22 protein-coding genes are annotated in these 20,954 nt (G+C 67.8%); 9 read left to right on the top strand and 13 right to left on the bottom strand.

Features of this window, described 5'->3' with window-relative positions; genetic code table 11:
• Positions 1 to 145: 145 nt before the first annotated feature.
• The 7 genes from yczE to NA12_RS16460 form a co-directional block, all read right to left on the bottom strand.
• A complete protein-coding gene (yczE, locus tag NA12_RS34330) occupies positions 146 to 799 on the bottom strand; it encodes a membrane protein YczE (RefSeq protein ID WP_067451295.1) in 654 nt (217 codons plus the stop codon).
• Between the two features lie 147 nt (positions 800 to 946).
• Positions 947 to 1,459, bottom strand: coding sequence for a methylated-DNA--[protein]-cysteine S-methyltransferase (locus tag NA12_RS16485; RefSeq protein ID WP_067451292.1), 513 nt, complete (start codon positions 1,457 to 1,459; stop codon positions 947 to 949).
• The gene (locus NA12_RS16480; protein ID WP_067451289.1) at positions 1,452 to 3,062 is read right to left on the bottom strand and encodes a DNA-3-methyladenine glycosylase 2 family protein; all 1,611 of its coding nucleotides are present in this window, start codon (positions 3,060 to 3,062) and stop codon (positions 1,452 to 1,454) included. Before NA12_RS16480 ends, NA12_RS16485 begins: the two co-directional genes overlap by 8 nt.
• Positions 3,063 to 3,117: 55 nt before the next feature.
• Positions 3,118 to 3,321, bottom strand: a complete 204-nt coding sequence (locus tag NA12_RS16475) for a YbdD/YjiX family protein (protein WP_067451700.1) — start codon at positions 3,319 to 3,321, stop codon at positions 3,118 to 3,120.
• A 14-nt stretch (positions 3,322 to 3,335) separates the two neighbouring features.
• Complete coding sequence (locus tag NA12_RS16470) at positions 3,336 to 5,588, bottom strand: carbon starvation CstA family protein (protein WP_067451286.1); 2,253 nt, start codon at positions 5,586 to 5,588, stop codon at positions 3,336 to 3,338.
• Between the two features lie 231 nt (positions 5,589 to 5,819).
• Entirely contained in the window at positions 5,820 to 6,230 is a 411-nt protein-coding gene (locus NA12_RS16465) for a VOC family protein (RefSeq protein WP_067451283.1), read from the bottom strand.
• 4 nt (positions 6,231 to 6,234) lie between these two features.
• Complete coding sequence (locus NA12_RS16460; protein WP_067451279.1) at positions 6,235 to 7,077, bottom strand: helix-turn-helix domain-containing protein; 843 nt, start codon at positions 7,075 to 7,077, stop codon at positions 6,235 to 6,237.
• A gap of 303 nt (positions 7,078 to 7,380) precedes the next feature.
• Here NA12_RS16460 and NA12_RS16455 point away from each other — a divergent pair, with 303 nt between their 5' ends.
• From NA12_RS16455 to NA12_RS16435, 5 genes are all read left to right on the top strand, one after another.
• On the top strand, positions 7,381 to 8,298 hold the full coding sequence (locus NA12_RS16455) for a quinone oxidoreductase family protein (RefSeq protein ID WP_067451276.1): 918 nt from the start codon (positions 7,381 to 7,383) through the stop codon (positions 8,296 to 8,298).
• Between the two features lie 170 nt (positions 8,299 to 8,468).
• The gene (ychF, locus tag NA12_RS16450; protein WP_067451273.1) at positions 8,469 to 9,548 is read left to right on the top strand and encodes a redox-regulated ATPase YchF; all 1,080 of its coding nucleotides are present in this window, start codon (positions 8,469 to 8,471) and stop codon (positions 9,546 to 9,548) included.
• Positions 9,549 to 9,673: 125 nt separating this feature from the next.
• Complete coding sequence (locus NA12_RS16445; RefSeq protein WP_067451270.1) at positions 9,674 to 10,978, top strand: cytochrome P450; 1,305 nt, start codon at positions 9,674 to 9,676, stop codon at positions 10,976 to 10,978.
• Between the two features lie 236 nt (positions 10,979 to 11,214).
• The gene (locus NA12_RS16440; RefSeq protein WP_067451267.1) at positions 11,215 to 12,171 is read left to right on the top strand and encodes an alpha/beta fold hydrolase; all 957 of its coding nucleotides are present in this window, start codon (positions 11,215 to 11,217) and stop codon (positions 12,169 to 12,171) included.
• Positions 12,172 to 12,275: 104 nt separating this feature from the next.
• The gene (locus tag NA12_RS16435) at positions 12,276 to 12,797 is read left to right on the top strand and encodes a P-loop nucleotide/nucleoside kinase family protein (protein ID WP_067451697.1); all 522 of its coding nucleotides are present in this window, start codon (positions 12,276 to 12,278) and stop codon (positions 12,795 to 12,797) included.
• A gap of 38 nt (positions 12,798 to 12,835) precedes the next feature.
• Here NA12_RS16435 and NA12_RS16430 read toward each other — a convergent pair whose 3' ends face one another.
• From NA12_RS16430 to NA12_RS16420, 3 genes are all read right to left on the bottom strand, one after another.
• Positions 12,836 to 13,402 carry a TetR/AcrR family transcriptional regulator gene (locus NA12_RS16430; protein WP_067451264.1) on the bottom strand — a complete coding sequence of 189 codons (567 nt, stop codon included), beginning with the start codon at positions 13,400 to 13,402 and terminating at the stop codon, positions 12,836 to 12,838.
• 50 nt (positions 13,403 to 13,452) lie between these two features.
• The gene (locus tag NA12_RS16425; protein WP_067451261.1) at positions 13,453 to 14,544 is read right to left on the bottom strand and encodes an agmatine deiminase family protein; all 1,092 of its coding nucleotides are present in this window, start codon (positions 14,542 to 14,544) and stop codon (positions 13,453 to 13,455) included.
• 93 nt (positions 14,545 to 14,637) lie between these two features.
• Positions 14,638 to 15,237 carry a class I SAM-dependent methyltransferase gene (locus NA12_RS16420; RefSeq protein ID WP_084472816.1) on the bottom strand — a complete coding sequence of 200 codons (600 nt, stop codon included), beginning with the start codon at positions 15,235 to 15,237 and terminating at the stop codon, positions 14,638 to 14,640.
• A 123-nt stretch (positions 15,238 to 15,360) separates the two neighbouring features.
• Between NA12_RS16420 and NA12_RS16415 the strand changes: the two genes are divergently transcribed.
• Together NA12_RS16415 and NA12_RS16410 are read left to right on the top strand one after the other, a co-directional pair.
• Entirely contained in the window at positions 15,361 to 16,359 is a 999-nt protein-coding gene (locus NA12_RS16415; RefSeq protein WP_067451252.1) for a DoxX family protein, read from the top strand.
• 286 nt (positions 16,360 to 16,645) lie between these two features.
• On the top strand, positions 16,646 to 16,867 hold the full coding sequence (locus tag NA12_RS16410; RefSeq protein WP_169810413.1) for a hypothetical protein: 222 nt from the start codon (positions 16,646 to 16,648) through the stop codon (positions 16,865 to 16,867).
• Here NA12_RS16410 and NA12_RS16405 read toward each other — a convergent pair.
• Together NA12_RS16405 and NA12_RS16400 are read right to left on the bottom strand one after the other, a co-directional pair.
• On the bottom strand, positions 16,864 to 17,187 hold the full coding sequence (locus NA12_RS16405) for a hypothetical protein (protein ID WP_067451246.1): 324 nt from the start codon (positions 17,185 to 17,187) through the stop codon (positions 16,864 to 16,866). The two genes, NA12_RS16410 and NA12_RS16405, sit on opposite strands and share 4 nt — an antisense overlap.
• 17 nt (positions 17,188 to 17,204) lie before the next feature.
• Complete coding sequence (locus tag NA12_RS16400) at positions 17,205 to 17,690, bottom strand: MarR family winged helix-turn-helix transcriptional regulator (RefSeq protein WP_067451243.1); 486 nt, start codon at positions 17,688 to 17,690, stop codon at positions 17,205 to 17,207.
• A gap of 73 nt (positions 17,691 to 17,763) precedes the next feature.
• Here NA12_RS16400 and NA12_RS16395 point away from each other — a divergent pair, with 73 nt between their 5' ends.
• Positions 17,764 to 19,185 (top strand): MFS transporter, encoded by a 1,422-nt coding sequence (locus NA12_RS16395; RefSeq protein WP_067451241.1) that lies wholly within the window; start codon positions 17,764 to 17,766, stop codon positions 19,183 to 19,185.
• Here NA12_RS16395 and NA12_RS16390 read toward each other — a convergent pair.
• Positions 19,173 to 19,922, bottom strand: coding sequence for a helix-turn-helix domain-containing protein (locus tag NA12_RS16390; RefSeq protein ID WP_084472814.1), 750 nt, complete (start codon positions 19,920 to 19,922; stop codon positions 19,173 to 19,175). The two genes, NA12_RS16395 and NA12_RS16390, sit on opposite strands and share 13 nt — an antisense overlap.
• Before the next feature lie 432 nt (positions 19,923 to 20,354).
• Between NA12_RS16390 and NA12_RS16385 the strand changes: the two genes are divergently transcribed.
• Positions 20,355 to 20,903, top strand: a complete 549-nt coding sequence (locus NA12_RS16385; RefSeq protein ID WP_255284088.1) for a CHAP domain-containing protein — start codon at positions 20,355 to 20,357, stop codon at positions 20,901 to 20,903.
• The last annotated feature ends 51 nt before the right edge of the window (positions 20,904 to 20,954 follow it).

Raw genomic sequence — 20,954 nt, 5'->3', positions numbered from 1 at the left:
GCCTTCGCCACGACTGCGTTGGGCTTCGCGTATTCGGGTACTGCCGCCCGCCCGGCGATGCCGTCGCCGCGCCTGGCGTCACGTGGTCCGCACCGCACGCCCGGCGGGGCGGGGCTTCGTGACGTCCGCGTCGGCACGGCTCTATTCAGCCCGGCGCGGCGGGAGCCTGCGGACGCGGCGCGGATGGCGCCTTGTCGTGGCGGGTGCGCGGCGTGAATCCGGGGAGCTTGCCGTCGACGAACGGAATCATCAGCTGCACCAGGGGGCCGATGCCGAAGGCGTAGACCAGCGTGCCGATTCCTACGCTGCCGCCGAGGAACCACCCGGTCGTCAACACCGAGACCTCGATTCCGGTCCGAACCGACCAGATCGGCCAACCGGTCCGCGCAACCAGTCCAGTCATCAGTCCATCACGTGGACCCGGCCCCATTCCCGCACCGATGTAGAGCACCGTCGCCGCCGCGTTCACCACCACCGCGGCGACCATCCCGAGTGCCCGCAGCCACAGCCCGTCCATGGCCGGGATCAGCCACAACCCGGCGTCGACCGCGATCGCGATCACCACCACGTTGCTGACGGTCCCCAACCCCGGCCGCTGCCGCAACGGAATCCAGGCGAGCAGCACAGCGAGCCCGGTCAGCGCGGTCACCACCCCGAAACTCAACGGCACATGCGAGGCGACCCCCTGGTGGAACACATCCCACGGGTCGAGCCCGAGCCCCGCCCGGATCATCACCGCCATCGAGGTGCCGTACAACCACAGACCGACGTACAGCGCGACCAGGCGACGAGTGAGCATGGGTACCACGATCCGTCCTACTGGACCTGGAGAGAAGAGCCAATCACCGATCACTGGCCTGATCGTTCATGAATCGTCGAACGGCACACCCCTGCGCGTACTCGAGGCTGGAGCGGTGGGGCCTGCGCCCGAGGAAGCGGGGCGCGCTCAGCCCTCGTGCGCGAGCAACCAGGACTTGGCTTCCAGCCCCCACCGGAACCCGCCGAGCGCGCCGCCGATCCGCAACACGCGATGGCACGGTACGAACAGCGCGGCGGAGTTGCGAGCGCAGGCATTGGCCGCGGCCCTGGTGGCCGCTGGTCGCCCGGAGAGCCCGGCGAACTCCGTGTAGGTGACCGGTTCACCGGCCGGTACCTTGCGCAGGACTTCCCAGGCATGGACGAGGAATTCGCCGGACCGCTGACGTACCGCGATCGTGTCGATCGCGGTGAGGTCGCCCGCGTGGTAGTCGATGACGGCCTGGGTGACAGCGCCGAGTGAGTCCTGTCGCCGCAGTTCGGTCGGGCGCAGAGTGGCGTGGATCAGGCCGGTCAGCGTGCTCGGGTCACCGGTCCAGCCCGAGGCGAGCACGGCGCCGTCGGCATCGACGATGGTGGTGAACGGGCCGATCGGCGTGGGGACGGTCGCGACATCGGCGAGACGAAGAGCAGTGTCAGTCATGGTTTTTCGCTTCCTGGAGAGCGGGGTCACGGACAGGCGCGCCGCGATGTTCGAGCGCGATCTTCCACAGGTGCATGGACAGATAGGAGCGCCACGGCGCCCAGCGGGTGGTGTTGTCGAGGTCGATGCCGACCTGCGCGGCGCCTGCGCGAACGACGAGGTCGGTATGGAGCATGATGTCGGGATCGGCCAGCGATCGCATGGTGACGTAGTCGGCCGTCCACGGCCCGACCCCGTCGAGGGTGAGCAGGTCACGCCGCAGGTCGTCGGCGGTGCGGCCGGAATGCAGGACCAGTTCGCCGTCGGCGATCGCTCGCGCCGCCGCCACGATGGCGCGCACTCTGCGAACGGGGCCGGTCAACACCTCGGCGCCGTGTTCGGCGACCGCCTCGGCAGTCGGGAACAGCCGAGGCACCGGGCCATCGATCCGCTCACCGAGCGCGTCCACCAGCCGCGCGATGTGTGTCCGCGCCGCCCGCACCGAGATCTGTTGCCCGATCATCGTGCACAGCAACAACTCTGAGCCGTCGAGGGATCCCGGCACGCGAATCCCCGGTGTGAACCCGGACACCGCGATCGCCTTCCCGGATCCCGAATTCGTTGCGGTATAGCTAGATTCGTCGTCACCGGCGAGCCGGCGGCCGCCGTCGTGACCGCCTCGCGTTCCGGTGCTCGCGCCGATGCCGAGCGCCGCATCGATGCCCATCGGATCCGCGTCCAGATCGAGCAGATGCCGCACCCGGGCGACAGTCGGAGCCAGATCGCGCATATCCCGCAACGCCAACTCCGCCCGCACGTGCCCCGGCTGGAACGAGAGCCGAATCGTCGCGTGCCCGTGCGGAGTACGCAGGCTGCGTGTGTAGACGTCGTCCTCCCACAGTTCCATCCCGGGCACCGCGTGCGCCGAGAGGAACCTCGTCAGCCATCCGGTGTCGAGCGGCTCGCGGTAGGGCAGCCGTAACGTCAACAGTCCCGGTGTGCCGGGCGCGACGACATCGGTGCGCGGCGACCGGCGTACTTCGGTCCGCATCGTGGTGGGGCTCACCGCGAACACCTCGCGCACGGTGTCGTTGAACTGCCGGATGCTGGCGAACCCCGCCGCGAACGCGATATCCGACATCGGCATCTCGGTGGTCTGGATCAGCAGCCGAGCGGTGTGCGCACGATGCGCCCTGGCCAGTGCGAGCGGCCCGGCCCCGAGTTCGGTGGTGAGCACCCGGGTGAGCTGGCGCTGCGAATAGCCGAGGGTGGCGGCCAGCCCGGGCACCCCGGCACGCTCGATCACCCCGTCGCCGATCAGCCGCATCGCGCGCGCGGCCAGGTCGGCCCGCACATTCCACAGCGGTGACCCGGGCGCGGCGTCGGGCAGGCACCGGCGACAGGCGCGATAACCGGCCTGCTGCGCCGCCGCGGCCGTGGGCAGGAACGACACATTGGCCCGCTTGGGCGTGATCGCCGGGCACGAGGGCCTGCAGTAGATGCCGGTCGTGCGCACCGCGGTGAAGAACTGCCCGTCGAAGCGCGAGTCGCGGGTGGAGACCGCCCGGTAGCAGCCCTCGAAGTCCAACGCGGTGATGGTCACGAGTTCCACAATGGCACCCATTCGAACGGGGTGCTAGCGGAAATCGGCCACCGATCCCGAGCGTCGCGAACCGCGATCAGCAGCAGCGAGTGGTGGGATTGCGCTCGGCTTCGGCATAGCGTTCGCGCCAGTAATCGCGGACGGAGAGCACCGGAGCCCCCGGATGCGTGCGGCGCACGTGATCGACATACCGCTGGTAATCCTGGCCGCCGTTGATCGCGCTGTACCAGCGGGCGACTCCGCGCGCCGCCGCCCACGCCCGGCCGAGAACCGCCCGCACGCGCGGCCCCACATTCACGAGACGTGCGCCGATCCGGGCGCGCTCACCTTGCCCTCGGCGATCAGCACATCCCACTCCTTCTGCACGTCCTTCTCCGCGGAGGTGGCGATGAAACCGCTGGGGGCGAAGATCTTCGACGGCTGCTCCTCGGACTCGGTGCTCGACACGGTGCCTGTACGAATCGCCTTCGCGCACACCAGCACACCGACGGCGGTGACGATCAGCACCAGCACCGCGAACACGATCGACAGCGTGCCCTGGATGAAGGTGTTGCGGATCGCGATGTCGACCTGCTCGGGGGTCTTGGCTGTCAGGCAGGCCTTGCCCGCGTCTTTGGCCGCCTGGCACAGGCTGTGCTGTTTCCAGTAGCCGAGCTTGGGATCGTCGGAGAAGATCTTCTGCCAGGACGCGGTCATCGTGACCAGCAGATCCCAGGCCAGCGGAACGCCGGGAATCCACGCCCACTTCCACTGCCCACGCTTGACGATGATGGTGAGCACCACGATCAGCGCGATCGCGGCGAGCAGCTGGTTGGCGATGCCGAACAGCGGATACAGCGCGTTGATGCCACCGAACGGATCGTTCACGCCCATCAGCAGTACCCCGCCCCAACCCGCGACCACGATCAGCGAGCACAGCCAGGCGCCGATCCGCCACGACGGATCACGGAACTTCTTGAACCCGCCGCCGAAGTTGCCGAGCGCGTCCGAGACCAGGAAGCGCGCCACGCGGGTGCCCGCGTCGATGGTGGTGAGGATGAACAGCGCCTCGAACATGATCGCGAAGTGGTACCAGAAAGCCTTCATCGTCGAGCCACCGAGGAATTGGGAGAACACCTCGGAGATGCCGACCGCCAGGGTCGGGGCGCCACCGGTGCGCGAGACGATCGACTTCTCGCCCACCTCGGCGGCCGCGTCGGTGAACAGTGCCGGCGTCGCGGGCGGGCCGGACAACCCGAGCGAATTCGTGAACTTGGCGGCGCCTTCGGCGGTGCCGCCGGTGAGCCCGGCCGAGGCGTTCATGCCGAAGTACAGGTGCTGGTCGATGATCGAGGCGGTGATGATCGCCATGACCGCGACGAACGACTCCATCAGCATGCCGCCGTAGCCGATCATCTTGGCATTGGATTCCTTGGCCAGCAGTTTCGGCGTCGTACCGGAGGAGACCAGCGCGTGGAATCCCGAGAGCGCGCCGCAGGCGATGGTGATGAACAGGAACGGGAACAGACTGCCCGCGAACGCGGGACCCGCACCGGTGTGCGCGAATTCGGAGACGGCGGGCGCCTTCAGCACCGGCATCGTAATGAGGATGCCGACGGCGAGCAGCACGATCGTGCCGACCTTCATGAACGTCGACAGATAGTCACGCGGTGCGAGCAGCAGCCACACCGGCAGCACCGAGGCGACGAAGCCGTAGGCGATCAGACACCACGCGATGGTGGTGCGCGAAAGGGTGAACCAGTCCGCGCCCCACTCGGTTTCGGACACCCAGCCGCCGCCGATGATCGCGCCGAGCAGCAACACGATGCCGATCGCGGACACCTCGCCGACCGCACCCGGTCGCAGATACCGCAGGTAGACGCCCATGAACAGCGCGATCGGGACGGTCATCGCGATGGAGAACACGCCCCATGGGCTCTCGCCGAGCGCGTTCACCACGACCAGCGCCAGCACCGCCAGCAGGATCGTCATGATCACCAGGATCGCCACGATCGCCGCGACGCCGCCGATGAGCCCGAGTTCGTCGCGCGCCATCTGGCCGAGGCTGCGGCCGCGGCGACGGGTCGAGGCCCACAGCACGAGGTAGTCCTGCACCGCACCGGCGAACACCACGCCGACGACGATCCAGATGGTGCCCGGCAGATAACCCATCTGCGCGGCGAGCACCGGACCGACCAGCGGGCCGGCGCCCGCGATGGCGGCGAAGTGGTGCCCGTAGAGCACCCGCCGGTCCATCGGCATGAAATCCTTGCCGTTGTCATAGATCTCGGCGGGCGTGGCCACGTCGTCGCGCGGCTTGGTGATCTTCCACTCGATGAACCGCGCGTAGAAGCGGTAGGCGATGATGTAGGTGCAGACCGCCGCGATCACGATCCACACCGCGTTCACGGACTCGCCGCGCACGAACGCGATGATCGTCCACGCGACGGCGCCGAGAACGGCGACCCCGGCGAACACGGCCTTCTTGGCGGGCGTGATCGGCGTGCGATCGACGACACCGACCGGAGGCAGGTCCGGGTCGGTCCGCAGATGTTCGATGGTCGCCATTGACTCAACTCCCCTGGATACGCGCAGAGCCTCGGGTGAAGCAATCGACAACGTAGCCGATCCCTGAGCTGCGACGGAGAGGTTCGCACCCGATAGAGCGCAGAATGAAATTTTGTTCAGGGTTTGTTGGAGCGCTGGCGCGCTCGGGTTCGCGGCCCCTGCGGGACGGCCGCGAAACGCCGCTGCGCGGCGGGACCCTCCTCGGGGTCGGGTCGTGGTGGCTGGGAGGTGCTATTCGCCCCCGTAGGTTCCGAAGCTCCAGAGGTTGCCTTCTGGGTCGGCGGCGCTGAAGCCGCGGGAGCCGTAGTCCTCGTCGCGTAGGTCGCGGATGATGGTGGCGCCCGCGGATTTCGCCCTGGCGTAGAGGGCGTCGGGGGAGTCGGTGACCAGGTAGAGGCTGGCGACGCCGGGTGGGCGGGTGCCGAACGGGGTGTCGTCGCGGCCGGTGGAGCCGAACATGATGCCGCCCCCGCCGGGCAGGCGCAGTTCGCCGTGTTCGACGATCGAGGCGTCGTCTTCCCTGGCATAGACCGCGGTGGCTTCGAAACCGAAAGCGGTGGTGAGGAATTCGATCATGGCGCGGGCGTCGTCGAAGGCGAGGCAGGGCCAGATGGTGGTCCGGTTGTCGGTTGTGGTGTCCATGTGTTCAGCCTCGTGCTTCGGGCCCGTTCGGGTCTTGGACGGATGGAATCTCCTCGGCGAGCCAGGCGGTGGGGGGCACGCCCGCCAGTTCGGCGAAGTCGCGATTGAGATGCGCCTGGTCGTAGTAGCCACAGGTGGCGGCGATCTGGGCGATGGAGACATAGGACGGGGTGCCGGCCAGCATGCGCTTGGCTCGCTCGAACCGGATGATCCGCGCGGCCAGCTTGGGGCTCGCGCCGAATTCGGCGGTGAACCTGCGGGTCAGGTGTTGACGGCTCCAGCCGATCCGATCCGCGAGCGGGTTGATCGAGCAGGTACCGCCGGTTTTCACGAGAGCGCGCCAGGCCCAGGTCAATTCGGGCCCGGCCGCGGTGTCGGCGCGTGCCGCCGTGGTCAACGCTCGATCGCACGCGGCGAACCGGCTCGGCCAGTCCTGATGCGACTGCACGGCATCGGCGAGTTGATCGCCCAGCGCCCGATGCGCCTGGGAACACTCGATCGACAGATCCCACAGTTCGCTCGCAGGCATGCCGAACAGCACCCGCGAACCCAGCGGGGTCAGCTCGATCGCGACGCCTTCCTGAAAACCGTTGTGCGCGATCATCGCCGGGCTCGCCTGCAGGCCGCTCAAGACGCAGCGGAAGTTGGCGGGAGCTTGGCGCGGGTCGGTCTGCTCGACGACATCGATGGTCGGGCCGACCGCGACGATGAACGTCATGTGCTGCGACGGCAGGCCGCGGTGCAAACCCGGCTCGAAGCCCGCCATGCGATAGCCGACGTAGCGGTCGATGAACGCCGCCAGCACCGGCGCGGGCGCCGCTGTCACCACCTCGGTGGATGCCTGCATGCGTGCCACGCTACGCCGGGAACGACACGGGTGACCAGGTCATCGGGCTGGTAGCCGGAGGTCCGAGGCGTCGTTGCCCATCGACATCGGAACACCCGCCACGACACGCCCTCACCGACCCGCCGTCGGCAGTGTGGCGTTGCCCACGCGTCCGTGACCTTGCCGTGGGGTAACCAGCATCCGAAGGTGCTCTCGGCGCGACGCGGCGGGCGGTGAGATTTCGCACTCACGGGCGAACAACCTGTGAAAACACGAGGTCAGCCGGTTAATCTTGCGCCTTCGCTCAATTCTGCAGGAGGTGTCATGCGGCGGGTTCAATACGAGCGCGGCAGTGGTTCGGAGGCGCTCGAAGTCGTCGCGGCCGAGGTTCCGGTGCCCGGTGCCGGTGAACTGCTGGTGCGGGTCGAGGCGATCGGGGCCACCCTGTCGGCGATTCGGCGGATCAGCGGCGACGCGGAGCAGGTCCGTGCCGAGGTGGCCGGTGAGGTCGTGGCGGTCGGTGACGGGGTCGACGGCTACAGCGCCGGATACCGCGTCGTCGGCCTGTGCACCTCCGATGCCTACGCCGAGTACGTCGTCCTCGCGATCGACCAGGTCTCGGCCATTCCCGACGGCGCCTCGGCTGTCGACGCCGTCGCCCTGATGCGCAGCGGGCTCGTCGCCCTCGGCGCCCTCGACACCGCCTCGCCGCGCGAGGGCGAGACCGCCCTGGTCACCGCGGCCGCGGGTGGGGTCGGCCACCTCGCGGTGCAGCTGGCCCGCGTGCGTGGCGCGAGCTGGGTGGTCGGTGCGGTCTCCGACGAGTCCAAGATCGATTTCGTGCGCGAACTCGGCGCCGACGAGGTGTTCACCTACGACCAGTTGCACTGCGGCAAGCAGGCCGATTACGCCCTCGACGGCGTCGGCGGCACCGGCCTGCGCGGCACCCTCGCGGGTCTGGCCGAAGGCGGTCGCGCGGTCACCTACGGCACCGGCGGTGGCCTCATCGACACCGAGGACCTCCTGGCCGGCGGCAAAACCCTCACCGGTTTCCGGATCGGCAGGCTCGCCCAGCGCGACCCGGCTCGCTACGAGGACCTGCGCCAGGAGGTCTGGCAGTACTACGCCTCCGGCCTGCTGCACCCGGTCGTGCACGCCGAGTTCGCCCTCGACGACGCCGCTGCCGCGCACGCGGTCATCGAACAGCGCGCCAACCTGGGCAAGGTCGTTCTCGTCCCCTGATCGAGTTCGAACCCTGACCTCTCGGGACGGCCGTTCGCGGCCCGGCTCGCTGGTCAGGCGCCGCGGCTCGCTCTTTCGTAGGCGACGAAGGAGCAAGCCGCGGTGCCTGACCAGCGAGCCACAAGGGGGCCGCGAACCCGCCGCGCCGCAGGTGCGGCAAAATAAACACAGTGAGCCTCACCCTCGGAATCGTCGGCCTGCCCAATGTCGGAAAGTCGACGCTGTTCAACGCGCTGACCAAGAACGACGTGCTGGCCGCGAACTACCCGTTCGCGACCATCGAGCCCAACGTCGGCGTGGTCCCGCTGCCCGACCCGCGTCTGGACAAGCTCGCCGAGATCTTCGGTTCCGAGAAGATCGTGCCCGCCGTGGTGTCGTTCGTCGACATCGCCGGGATCGTGAAGGGCGCCTCCGAAGGCGCGGGCCTCGGCAACAAGTTCCTCGCCAATATCCGTGAGGCCGACGCGATCTGCCAGGTCGTGCGCGTGTTCGCCGACGACGACGTGATCCACGTCGACGGCCGGGTCGACGCCGCCGCCGACATCGAGGTCATCGAAACCGAGCTCATCCTCGCCGACCTGCAGACCCTCGAGAAGGCCATCCCCCGCCTCGAGAAGGAAGCCAGGGTCAAGAAGGACCGCAAGCCCCTGCTCGATGCGGCCAAGATCGCCGAGGGTTTCCTCAACGAGGGCACCACGCTGTTCGCCGCGGGCAAGAAGATCGACGCCGAACTGCTGCGTGAGCTCTCCCTGCTCACCGTCAAGCCGTTCCTCTACGTCTTCAACGCCGACGAATCCGTCCTCACCGACGACGCCAAGATCGCCGAGCTGAAAGCCGCCGTCGCCCCCGCCGACGCCGTCTTCCTCGACGCCAAGGTAGAAGCCGAACTCCTCGAACTCGACGACGAATCCGCCCTCGAACTCCTGGAATCCATCGGCCAAACCGAACCGGGCCTACACGCCCTCGCCCGCGCCGGCTTCCACACCCTCGGCCTGCAGACCTACCTCACCGCGGGCCCCAAGGAATCGCGAGCCTGGACCATCCACCAGGGCGACACCGCCCCCAAGGCCGCGGGCGTCATCCACACCGACTTCGAACGCGGTTTCATCAAGGTGGAACTCGTCGCCTTCGACGACCTGGTCGAAGCCGGTTCGATGGCGGCGGCCAAGGCTGCGGGCAAGGTCCGCATGGAGGGCAAGGAATACGTCATGCACGACGGGGATGTCTGCGACTTCCGCTTCAACGTGTAGTTCACCCACCGATTCTCGATCTCGGGATCCCGCTTCAGTAGCCCCGCGTAGTCTGTGATATCCGTTACAACGATGTGATGTTCGTAGCAACCGCAAATGCGTCAGTTCGACGATGGAGGGGCTCGATGAATCCGCATTACCTGTATCGCTGGATCAACAATCACGGTGTGGTCGTGCTGTTCAAGAAGATCTCGCTACGTCGTGGCAACCCGTTCGCTCGGTTGATCGGTGGTGCGGAGGGGATCGAGAATCCGTACGCGCTGATCGAGGAGATGCGTGGGGACGGTGGGTTGATCCGCGCCCTTCCGGTGTGGATCACCTTCGATCACGATGTGGCTCGGGATATCCTGCGCGACAACCGGTTCGGTGTCGGTATCCCGACTGTGTTCGGGGTACCCGGGCCGGTGATGCGGGCGCTGGAGCGGCGGCCCCTCCCGCCGAATCTGGTGGATCCGCCGTCCATGCTGGTAGTCGACGATCCCGAGCACACCCGGATGCGCAAACCGGTCTCCGCGGCGTTCACCCCGCGGGCCATCGCCCGGCTGCGCGACCGGATCGAGACGGTCACCGGTGAACTGCTCGCGGAGTTGCCCGACGACGGGCCGACCGATCTGGTGGCGCGGTACGCGTCGCAGGTGCCCATCGCCATCATCTCCGAGATGCTCGGTTTCCCCGATGCCGACCGCGAGATGTTCCTGCACTGGGGTGACGACATCAGTCCGTTGCTCGACCTCGGGATCTCGTGGCAGACGCACCAGCGGGCGATGGAATCCTCGGAGCGTCTGCACCGGTATCTCGTCGACCACCTGGAGCGATTGCGCGCCGATCCCGGCGACAACATTCTCAGCAGTCTGGTCACCTCGGGCGATCTGACCACCTACGAACTGTGCGCGTCGGCGACCCTGCTGATGGCCGCGGGTTTCGAGACGACGGTCAACCTGATCGGCACGGGCATCGTCTGGCTGCTCCAGCACCCCGAACAACTGGCCCGCTTGCGTGCCGAGCCGGAACTCTGGCCCAACGCGGTGGAGGAGATCCTGCGGATCGACCCGCCGGTGCAGTCCACCGCCCGGACCACCCGGACGGCACTGGAGATCGGCGGCCTCCGTTTGCGCAAGGGCTCGACCGTGGTGGTGTCGCTGGCCGGCGCGAACCGCGACCCCGCCGTGTTCACCGACGCGGCCCGGTTCGACATCACACGGGCCAACGCCAAGAATCACCTGTCGTTCAGCAACGGTAGCCATGTGTGCCTCGGCGCCGGTCTGGCCAGGATGGAAGCGACGCATGCGCTGCGCGCGCTGTTCGAGACCTTCCCGGATCTGCGGTTGACCGATCCGCCCACCCGGCGGCCGCTGTTCACCCTGCACGGTTATCAGCACCTTCCCGCACACACCGGTCCGCGTGCCCGCAGCGAGGTGACCATCGGCTGACCCGCCCCGAGTGGGGTTATCGGCATCGAAACCTCGGCAACGGCGTCCACTGTCTCGGTGTTCGAACGGGCCGACGCACCGTGCGATCGGGACATCCCGTCGAGCAGAGCGTGACACCAAGGTGGTGTTACGCGCACCCTCGGGGGAGCGGGCCCAGTACTCGGGGCCCTGATGAGGGGCCCGGATTCGGCGCAGAGTGGATGTTGTCACCACCACTGCCGAACCCGGAGGCTCCGATGTCGAACATCAGCACAATCGCCCGCTCCGCGCAGCGTCGTGTTCCGGTGTCGACCCGCGATGGTGTGGAGCTCGCGGTTCGGGAGTACGGGCGGCGCGACGCCGACCTGACGGTCGTCCTCATCCACGGGCATTGCCTGCGGACCGAGTCGTGGACGGATGTGCGGGATGCGCTGCTGCGCGAGCACGCCGGTGCCAAGGTCGTGTGCTACGACCATCGCGGGCACGGCGACTCGGCCACGGCGTCGAGGCAGACCTACAACATCGAACAGCTCGGTCATGATCTGCACGAGGTGCTCGACGTGGTCGCGCCCACCGGGCCGGTGGTGCTGGTCGGGCATTCGATGGGCGGCATGACCGTGCTGACCTACGTCGACCAGTACCGGCACGAGGTCGGGACGCGCATCGTCGGCGTCGGGCTCGTCGCCACCGCCGCGAGCGGGCTCGCCGACGCGGGGTTCGGCCGGCTGCTGCACAACCCGATCGTCCCGGTTTTCCAGGCCGCGGTGCGGCGCGCACCGCGGCTGATGCAGCACGCGAAGGTGCTGGCCTGCAAGGTCTTCGCCCCGATCGTGCGCACCGCCGAGTTCGGTGATCGCAAGGTCAGTCAGCGGGTGCTGGCGCTGGCCGAGGCGATGCACAACGCGACGTCGATCGTCACCATGGCCACCTTCCTGAGCGCCTTCAAGACCTTCGACCGCACCACCGCCCTGGCCACCCTCTCGACCATCCCCACCATGATCCTGTGCGGCTCCGCCGACCTGATGACGCCGCCGTCGCATTCGGTCGCTATGGCCGCCGCGGTCGACTACGCGGACTTCGTGCAGATCGACGGCGCAGGCCACTCGGTCATCCTCGAACAGCCCGCCCAGGTCGCCCAGGCCATCGCCCGCCTGGTCGGTCGCGCGGCCCGCACCGCCCGGCCCGCGCGCGCCCAGTTGGCCCTCGCGGCCTGAGCCGACCGGCGACATCAGATCTCGTCGAACCGCGGGATCGGCCGGTGACGTCGGCGATGCGCTCGAAATCCCCGTCGCGTGCGGGACTGCTAGGGTCGGAGTCCGTGATCGTTTGGCTCAACGGCACCCACGGCGCGGGCAAGACGACGACCAGTGGGCTTGTGCAGCAGTTGATTCCGGATTCGCGGGTGTTCGACGCGGAGAAGGTCGGTGAGACGCTCATGGACGTCACGCCGGGGCTGCCCGCGACGAACAACTTCCAGCATTGGCCACCGTGGCGGCCGCTCGTGGTCGAGACCGCCCGCCACATCCTCGAATACACCGGCGGCACGCTCGTGATGCCGATGACAGTACTGGTCGAGCAGTACTGGCGTGAGATCAGCGCGGGGCTCGCGCGGCACTCGATTCCGGTGCGGCACTTCGTCCTACACGCGGATCAGGACACGCTGCGCGCACGCATCGAGGGCGACACCGTTCTCGGTCCCTCCACCTTCCGCCTCGCCTATCTCGAGCCCTACGCCGAAGCTGCCCGTACCTGGCTGCACAGCGAGGCCGAGGTTATCGACACCACACGTCTCACTCCTGATCAGGCCGCCGAGCAGATCGCGTGCGCCGTCGACAAGTGACGGGCATCAGCTCGAAGGGAAATCTCCCGGCGCGCAAGCTAGGTCCTGTCGAACTCGAGTTCCATCGCACTGGCGAGGATCTCACGGGCGCGCGCGAGGGAGAGTGAACCGCTGTGCCAGCGCTCGCTGAGACCTTCCACCAGGGTGGTGAGTCGTTCCGCGGCAGTGGAGGCGTCGGCGGTCGGCGCGATGGCGCCGGACTGCTGCGCCTGGCGGATGAGGGTTTCCACGTCAGCGTTCCAGGCCTCGGTGGTGGTGCGCAGGGGCTCGCGTAGGTCGGGGTGGAAGACCGCGCTGGCCCGCAGTTCGCCCCAGGCGACGCTGGTTTCACGGACCCGGTCGGCGTCTTGGAGTTCGAGCAACAGCATGTGCTCCACCTGTGCGCGTGGATCGGTGCCCCCGGCTTCGGTGTAGGTCTGGGCGCGGTGATTGATGTGTTCGAGCGCGGCGCGCAGGATGCCTGCGCGATCCTTGAAGTAGTAGTAGATCAACGCGGTGGACACTTCGGCCGCCGCGGCGAGCTTCTCGACTCGCAGGCCGCGCACGCCGTCCTCGGCGATGACGCGGACGGCGGCTTCCATGATCTGGGTACGACGGTCCGACACGATTCCTCACAGTAGGCGCACGCGATCCCGGCGACGGGGCCGCTGCCGGGTCAGGCGACGGGTTCCTGCTGGGTGGTGCAGTGGATACCACCGCCACCAGCGGCGATGCCGTCGATATCGAGCTGCACCACCTCTCGGCCGGGAAACAGCCGCTCCAGGGTGGATTTCGCGGCGACGTCGGTTGCCGGATCACCGAACTCGGGGCCGATGACAGCGCCGTTGCAGACGTAGAAGTTGATATAGCCCGCGGCGAAATCGTCGTCGGCGAACTGCTCGCGCACTGTCGCCGGACCTTCGAGCACCTCGACCCGCAGCGGGCGACCGCGCGCGTCGGTCGCCGCGCGGAGGATGTCGAGGTGGCGACGGGTGACGTCGTAGTCGAAAGAATCCGGGTCGTTGTCGAGTCCGGCGACGACCACGCCGGGCTCGGCGAAGCGGGCGTAGAAATCTGTGTGCCCGTCGGTGATGTCCTCGCCCGCGATACCGGGCAGCCAGATCACCTTCTCGATGCCGAGCAGGTGCTCGAGTTCCGCTTCGACATCGGCCTTCTTCCAGCCGGGGTTGCGATTGTTGTTGAGCACGCAACTCTCGGTGATGATGGCCGTGCCCGCACCGTCGACCTCGAGCGCACCGCCTTCGAGCACCAGATCCGTACGCAGCGTCTCGACGCCCGCGCGGCCGGTGACGAAGCGCGCCACCTTCGCGTCGGCACCGTATTCCTGCTTCTCGCCCCAGCCGTTGAAGTTGAAATCCACACCGGCCCTGACATTTCCGCTCCGCACGAATACCGGGCCGGTGTCGCGCATCCACAGGTCGTCGAGGTCGGTGGCGATCAGTTCCACGTTCGCGTTGCCGATCAGGCGCTGCGCCGCCGCCAGATCGCCGGGGCGCACCAGCATCGAGACCGGCTCGAAGCGGGCGATCGTGGTGGCGATGGTGGCCAGGTTGCGCTGCACCTCCAGCACCAGCCGCGCGCCCCAGATCTGTTCGTCGGCGATGAAAGCCATCCAGGTGCGCTGGTGCGGCTGTCCTTCCTCCGGCATGAGCCAGGTCCGCTCGTCGCTGTCGCCGATGTCGTCGCAACCGGTCACCAGCACGCTGAACGCGGCCATCGTGGTCTGGACGAATGTTCGTCGTCGCATGGGTCCTCCTTCCGCTGCCGGGAACCCTATATCCTGACTGAAAATTTAGTCAAGAATGCCGATCCGTGTGATCCAGCCGCGGGTGGGGCGGTGTCACGACTTGACGGCCGCCAGGGCGCAGTGGGGCCGGGTATCTCCCGCTGCTGGGTGGTGGAGGCGATCGACCTCGGTGAATCCGGCTTCGCGCAGGATTTCGGACAGCTGGTCGGTGGGGTAGCGAAAGGCGGTGGTGACTTTGTGGGGGAAGGGTTCGACGGCGTCGCTGGACTCGAAGACGCCGATCACCAGTCGGCCGTTCGGGGTGAGCGCCCGGTGGAATTCCGCCAGCACGGTGGGCAGCTCCTCCGGGGGCAGATGGATGAGGGAGAACCAGGCGAGGATGGCCGAGACGGTCGCGGTGGGGGCGTCGAGGGCGCGGATCGAGCCGAGTTCGAACGGGATGTCCGGGTAGGTGGCCCGCGCGTGTGCGATGAATTCGGGGACCAGGTCCATCCCGGTGGCGGGGATGCCCGCGTCGGTGAGGAGTTTCGTGAAGTGGCCGGGACCGCAGCCGAGGTCGAGGACCGGGCCGGGAGCCAGGTGGGTGAGTGCGAAGGCCGCGTCCTCGGGGGCGAGGTCGGACGGGGAGCCGAAGAGCTCGATATAGCGGGCGTGGACGGCGGTGTAGGCGGCTTGGACGATGTGGTCGGGCACCCGGTCGACGCTAGTCACTGATCGGGGCGTGCCCGGTTCCGCGCGCCGTTTGTGATGGGAAGAGCCGGGTAGTCGAATAGGAGGGAGCCGTTTTCCCAGGTCGTAGACACGAAGGGATCGACGATGCCGATCAAGCCTGTTCGACGCATTGCTCGCGCACTGCTGGGGACCACATTCGTGGCCGCCGGAGTGAACGGGTTGATGAATCAGAAGCCACGCGCCGCCGCCGCGAACGCACTGGCCGAGAAGGGCCGCAGTGGTCTGCCGGAGTCGCTGGCCGCACGGGTGCCCGACGATCCGAGTCAATTCGTGCGCGTCAACTCCGCGGCGCAGGTGCTCGGCGGGTTGTTGCTGGCCAGCGGACGCGCGCCGCGGCCCGCGGCGTTCGTGCTCGCCGCGACCGTCGTGCCGGGAACTGTCACCGAACAGGACTTCTGGGCCGAGAACGACCCCGATCGCCGGGCCGCCAAACGGGTGGGGTTCCTGAAGGATCTCGGATTGCTCGGCGGTTTGCTGATCGCGGCATCCGATACCGAGGGCAAGCCGTCGCTGGGCTGGCGCGCGCGCAAGGCACTCTCACGTGAGGAATCGCGCCTCGCGGCGGCAAAGGTTCGTGGCGCGCAGCTCGCCGAGGTCGCCCACGAACAGGGGACACATCTGGCGGAGGTCGCGAACGAGCGTGGCAGCGCGCTGGCCGAGATAGCCAGGGAACGCGGGCCGCAGCTGGCCGACGTGGTGCGCAGCCGCAGCGCGCAACTGGTGGAAGTGGCCAAGGATCGGGGCCCGGAGGTGGCCGAGGCGGTGCGCTCTCGCGGTGCGCAGCTCGCCGACGTCGCCAAGGATCGTGGTCCGGAGGTGGCCGAGGCGGCGCGGACCCGTGGTGCGCAGCTGGTGGAGGTGGCCAAGGATCGTGGTCCGGAGGTGGCCGAGGCGGTGCGCTCTCGCGGTGCGCAGCTCGCCGACGTCGCCAAGGAGAAGGGGCCCGAGCTGGCCGAGGCGGCGCGCGAACGCGGCACCTATCTGGTCGATACGGCTCGGGAACGCAGTGCGGATCTGGCCGCGGCGGCGCGGGAGCGCGAGGAGGCGGTCGTGGCGCCCGCTCGTCGGTGGTCGAGGCGATAGCGGCCGACGAAGCTGGTTTTCGGCCGAATCCGACCGGTCCGTCCGGGAATGCCCCGATAATCGTGGTCTAGCGCGTCCACCTGCTGTGGCGCACCATAAAGCAGGGGTCGGGCATACCGACGAACTCACCGCGCGAACCGAAGATCGGGGCAATCCCGGCGAATCAGGTTCGGCGGTGAGTTCTGGTGTGAATACTGGGCATTCACAATTTTTTCGACAGAGTGGGATCTATCTGATGTTGTCCGGTCGTGAAACGTCCAAGCCGTCTGCCGTTCGAGTCGCTGTGGTGGGAGTGACGGTGCTGATCGGACTGCTCGGCTCGGCGGGAACCGCTGCGGCACTTCCTGGTTCGGGCTCGGCATCCGGTTCGGCGGCTTTGGCCACGGGGTCGGTGGCCGCGGCCGGGACGATCGATCCGGCAGTCGCCTCCTATTACAGCTGGCAGACGGCGCAGTTCATCAGCAACACCCTGCACCTGTTGCTCTCGGTCCCGATGCGCAACAGCTAGTTCCAGGCTTTTTCCCAGCGCTCAGCGGCCCAGTCGCGCACCTCGCCGCTGAGCGCGATCGCGGGCAGCAGCAGGGCGAAGCCGATCAGCAGGATCGCCAGCCGCGCCCACACGCCGAGTTCGCCGAGGGCGCGCAGCAGCGCGGGTAGGACACAGACCACGGCGAGCGCGACGAGGGCGATCGCCGCGAGATTGTGTCCGGGCCCGGCGATCAGCGCCGCGCAAACGCCGAAACACAGGCCGAGAACCAGTCCGCCGACGCCGACGAAGTAGTTGTCCCAGGAAAGCCGACTCGGGCGGGTAGACCGGTGAGTGACCACGCCGCGCAGCTTAGCGCTCAGCTATCGCTGTGCGGCGGCCTCGGCCACGGGTTCTGCTCCAGCTGTTCCACCGACCGATTGAACTTGCGCATCAGCCTGCTGAGCTCGGTGACATCGTCGGCGTCCCAGTCGGCGACCACCTTGCCGATATCGCTGCTGCGGTGGCGTCGATCGGCTTCGAGCGCCGCTCTGCCCTCGGCGGTGGTCTCGATCTTGCGGGCGACGCCACCATCGGGATCGGGAACCCGTTGTACCAGTTCGTGTTTCAGCATCGCGCCGACCTGGCGGTTGATGGTGGAGATATCGAGCTGGAACGACTCCGACAGCTCGCGCAGGCTCAGCGGTTCGCCGAGGTCGAGCCGGGTCAGGATGAGGAACGCCGAGCGGTCGAGCAGGAAACCGGGGCGTCGGCGGGTAGTCGTGGGGAAGTGCCGCGAGATCAGGTTCAGCTCGAACACCAGGCGGGCGAACGGGGTGTCGTCGACGGGGCCGGAATCGGACATCTGACAACTATGTCGGGTGGATCACTCCGGATCAAATTGTTCATGATGCACATGCTGTGTAGCGTGCATATTTGTGTCTGTCGCTGCCGAGGTCTCACCGGCCCTGCCCGAAGCCCGCCGCCCGGCCCCGGCCGTGCTCATCGCGGTGCTCAGTACGGTCGGCATCGTCGTCTCGCTCATGCAGACGCTGGTCATCCCGATCATTCCGTCGCTGCCGAGCCTGCTGAACACCTCGGCGTCCAACGCCTCCTGGGTGGTCACCGCCACCCTGCTGGCCGGCGCGGTCTCGACGCCGATCGCCGGACGACTGGGCGACATGTTCGGCAAGCGACGCATCCTGGTCGCCAATCTCGGCTTCATGATCCTCGGCTCGGTGATCTGCGCGAGCGGGAGTTCGCTGCTGCCCGAGGTGATCGGCCGTTCGCTGCAGGGCATCGCCGTCGGTGCGATCCCGCTGGGGATCAGCATCATGCGCGATGAACTCCCGCCCGCGAAGGTCGGCGGCGCGATGGCCGTGATGAGCGCGACCCTCGGCGTCGGCGGCGCGGTCGGCCTGCCGTTCTCGGCGCTGATCGCGCAGAACGCGAACTGGCACATGCTGTTCTGGACCGCGGCCGGACTCGGCGTGGTCTGCGCGGTGCTGGTTTTCGTGTTCGTGCCGGAATCGCCGGTGCGGACACCGGCGCGCTTCGACTTCGGCGGTGCGATCGGGCTCTCGATCGCCCTGCTCACATTGCTCATCGGCATCACCAAGGGCGCCGACTGGGGCTGGGCCAGCGGCTCGATCCTCGCGCTGTTCGGTCTGTCGCTGGTGAGTTTCCTCGGCTGGGGCGTCTATGAGCTGCGCCGCACCGCGCCGCTCGTGGACCTGCGGGTCTCGGCTCGCCCGCGCGTGCTGTTCACCAATATGGCCTCGATCGCGGTCGGGTTCTCGCTCTACGGGATGTCGCTGACGTTCCCGCAGCTGCTCATGGCTCCCGAGCAGACCGGCTACGGCTTCGGTCTGTCGATGGTGGTCGCGGGTCTGGCGATGGCGCCGACCGGTCTGGTGATGATGCTGCTCTCGCCGGTGTCGGCGCGGCTGTCGGCGAAGAAGGGGCCGAAGGTCACGCTGGCGCTCGGCTCGGCCGTGATCGCCGTCGGGTATCTGTGCGCGGTCATGATGATGGACACCGTCTGGCAGGTCGTCCTGTCGGCGGTCATCGTCTCCGGTGGCGTCGGCCTGGCGTTCGCCGCGATGCCCGCGCTGATCATGGGTGCGGTGCCGCTGAGTGAGACCGGAGCCGCCAACGGCCTCAACTCGCTGATGCGTTCCATCGGCACATCGACCTCGGCGGCGGTGATGGGCGTGGTGCTCGCGCACATGACCATGCACCTCGGCCCGCACATGGTGCCCACCCGCGCGGCTTTTCACACCGCGTTCTTCATCGCGATGGCGGGTGCGCTCGTCGCGCTGGCCCTGACCCTGTGCATCCCGATGCGTCAGCGCGACTGACTCTGCTCCGGCACCGGGCAGAACGCGACAAGGGCCCAGTCCCGGCGAGGGATCATCGGTTCGAGGGCGTGCATGACCATCGTCAGTACCGTGCCCGTGTCCGGCTCGCGGATTCGCTGCACCGGGAGGTCGAGGTGGGTCGGCGCGATCGGTTCGGTGGTCCAGAACTCGTCCCATTCCGGCGCTCGCGAGCAGGCCGCGATGAGTTCGTCGATGCGTTTCTGCGGCACGACGCCGGGGCTCATCACCCGAAAGCCGTAGACGATCAGGTGGACCTGTAGGTGCCAGTCGATCATCGCGGTACGTGCCCGCGGATCGAGCAACATCCATTCGAGCAGGGTCGTGCCGGGCACGAGCCCGGGGAAGAAGCGTATCCACGCCGCGTTCGCGGCCAGGATGTCGAAGGTCGAGTAGTCCTGCAGGCTGGCGGGGTGAGCGATCGCGTCGAGCAGGACGCGGTCGACGGCGGGCACCTCGAAGGTCGGCTCGGGGGCCGAACTGTCGTAGCGATCCGACAGCGAGAGGGCGACGAGGTGGTCGCGAAACAGGTCGGGCACTTCCAGTGCGTCGAACAGCGCGGTGAGGGCTTCCAATGTCGGTGTGCGCGTGCCCTGTTCGATCTTCTGGATGAGGCCGGGGGAGATCCCCGCGACGGTGCTGAGCGCGGCACGGGTCAGCCCTGCCGACTCGCGGCGTTCACGCAGGTAGCGCGCGATCGGCGGATGCGGGTTCTCCACGCGGTAGACCTCTTTCGACAGCGGTGGGACAAATTGGGACAGTCGTCTAGCTTGACCGTGGGTGATGAGTTTCGCGAAACTCATCACAGCCGGGCGGGACAGCGCGTGGCCGTCCGACCGAAGCGCATCGGCCGATTATCGGTGCAACGCTGGTCGGGACCGTGTGTTCCGGAGCGGATAGTGTTCGATTCCACCTCCGTGCGGACGAATATCGCCGGAGGGGACGGCGCGCACCTGGGGTGTGCGCGCCGAGAGCGATTGCCGTGGTGATACCCGGGTGGCGCAGGGGTCCATCCGGTGCTCGCCCGTCCGCTCCGGAAAACACCGGGGATCGGGAACCGAACGCGCTCGTGATTCGTCCAATAGTTCGATAGGGATGAACGAGAGCGGGGGGCGATGACCCAGATTCGAACCGAACGACCTGGACTACGCATGTCCTGGATCGTCGGAATCTCCGGAATGCTGGCGGCCGCGACGGTCGTCGCCGTCGGACTGGTGTGGTGGCAGCACGATTGGGGCGATCAGTTCCCCGCGCTCGACAGCGAGCGGCTCGACGAGCAGCAGATCGTGCTCGTCGAAGTGTTGCGCCGCGAATACCAGCAGCCCGGCGACGGGCCGAAGTACGCCGAGGGCGTGCGGGAAGAGTGGTGCGCCGACTTCGTGAGCTGGACGATGCGCGAGGCGGGCAGGCCGCTGGCCAACCCGAATTCCGGTTCCTGGCGCATCCCCGGGGTGTACACGCTGCAGGAGTACTACGAGCAGGTCGGCCGGTTCACCCGCGCCGACCTCGGGTACCGCCCACGCACCGGTGACGTGGTGCTCTACGGTCCCGACAGTCCGCTCGGCCAGCACACCAACATCGTGCTGAAGGCCGAGGGCGATACGATCACCACCATCGGCGGCAACGAGATGGGCGGAGTTCGGGTGCGCACGATCACCCCGGCCGAAACCGCCGATCTGGTCGGTTATGGGCGATTCTGAAATCAATTGTCGCTCAAGACAACTGCGATGATCCTGGACGGCGGTACCACG

Origin of the sequence: Nocardia alba NBRC 108234, from assembly GCF_001612665.1 — a bacterium.
Lineage (GTDB): Bacteria > Actinomycetota > Actinomycetes > Mycobacteriales > Mycobacteriaceae > Nocardia > Nocardia alba.
The sequence above is the reverse complement of the archived record's forward strand: the minus strand, read 5'-3'. Positions and strand labels throughout refer to the sequence as shown.

Coding starts and splice junctions, on each gene's coding strand:
- NA12_RS16400 (WP_067451243.1), bottom strand. CDS start 17,690: ATGTCCGATTCCGGCCCCGTCGACGACACCCCGTTCGCCCGCCTGGTG.
- NA12_RS16445 (WP_067451270.1), top strand. CDS start 9,674: ATGAATCCGCATTACCTGTATCGCTGGATCAACAATCACGGTGTGGTC.
- NA12_RS16470 (WP_067451286.1), bottom strand. CDS start 5,588: ATGGCGACCATCGAACATCTGCGGACCGACCCGGACCTGCCTCCGGTC.
- yczE (WP_067451295.1), bottom strand. CDS start 799: ATGCTCACTCGTCGCCTGGTCGCGCTGTACGTCGGTCTGTGGTTGTAC.
- NA12_RS16455 (WP_067451276.1), top strand. CDS start 7,381: ATGCGGCGGGTTCAATACGAGCGCGGCAGTGGTTCGGAGGCGCTCGAA.
- NA12_RS16385 (WP_255284088.1), top strand. CDS start 20,355: ATGTCCTGGATCGTCGGAATCTCCGGAATGCTGGCGGCCGCGACGGTC.
- NA12_RS16465 (WP_067451283.1), bottom strand. CDS start 6,230: ATGGACACCACAACCGACAACCGGACCACCATCTGGCCCTGCCTCGCC.
- NA12_RS16480 (WP_067451289.1), bottom strand. CDS start 3,062: ATGGGTGCCATTGTGGAACTCGTGACCATCACCGCGTTGGACTTCGAG.
- NA12_RS16485 (WP_067451292.1), bottom strand. CDS start 1,459: ATGACTGACACTGCTCTTCGTCTCGCCGATGTCGCGACCGTCCCCACG.
- NA12_RS16440 (WP_067451267.1), top strand. CDS start 11,215: ATGTCGAACATCAGCACAATCGCCCGCTCCGCGCAGCGTCGTGTTCCG.
- NA12_RS16460 (WP_067451279.1), bottom strand. CDS start 7,077: ATGCAGGCATCCACCGAGGTGGTGACAGCGGCGCCCGCGCCGGTGCTG.
- NA12_RS16425 (WP_067451261.1), bottom strand. CDS start 14,544: ATGCGACGACGAACATTCGTCCAGACCACGATGGCCGCGTTCAGCGTG.
- NA12_RS16415 (WP_067451252.1), top strand. CDS start 15,361: ATGCCGATCAAGCCTGTTCGACGCATTGCTCGCGCACTGCTGGGGACC.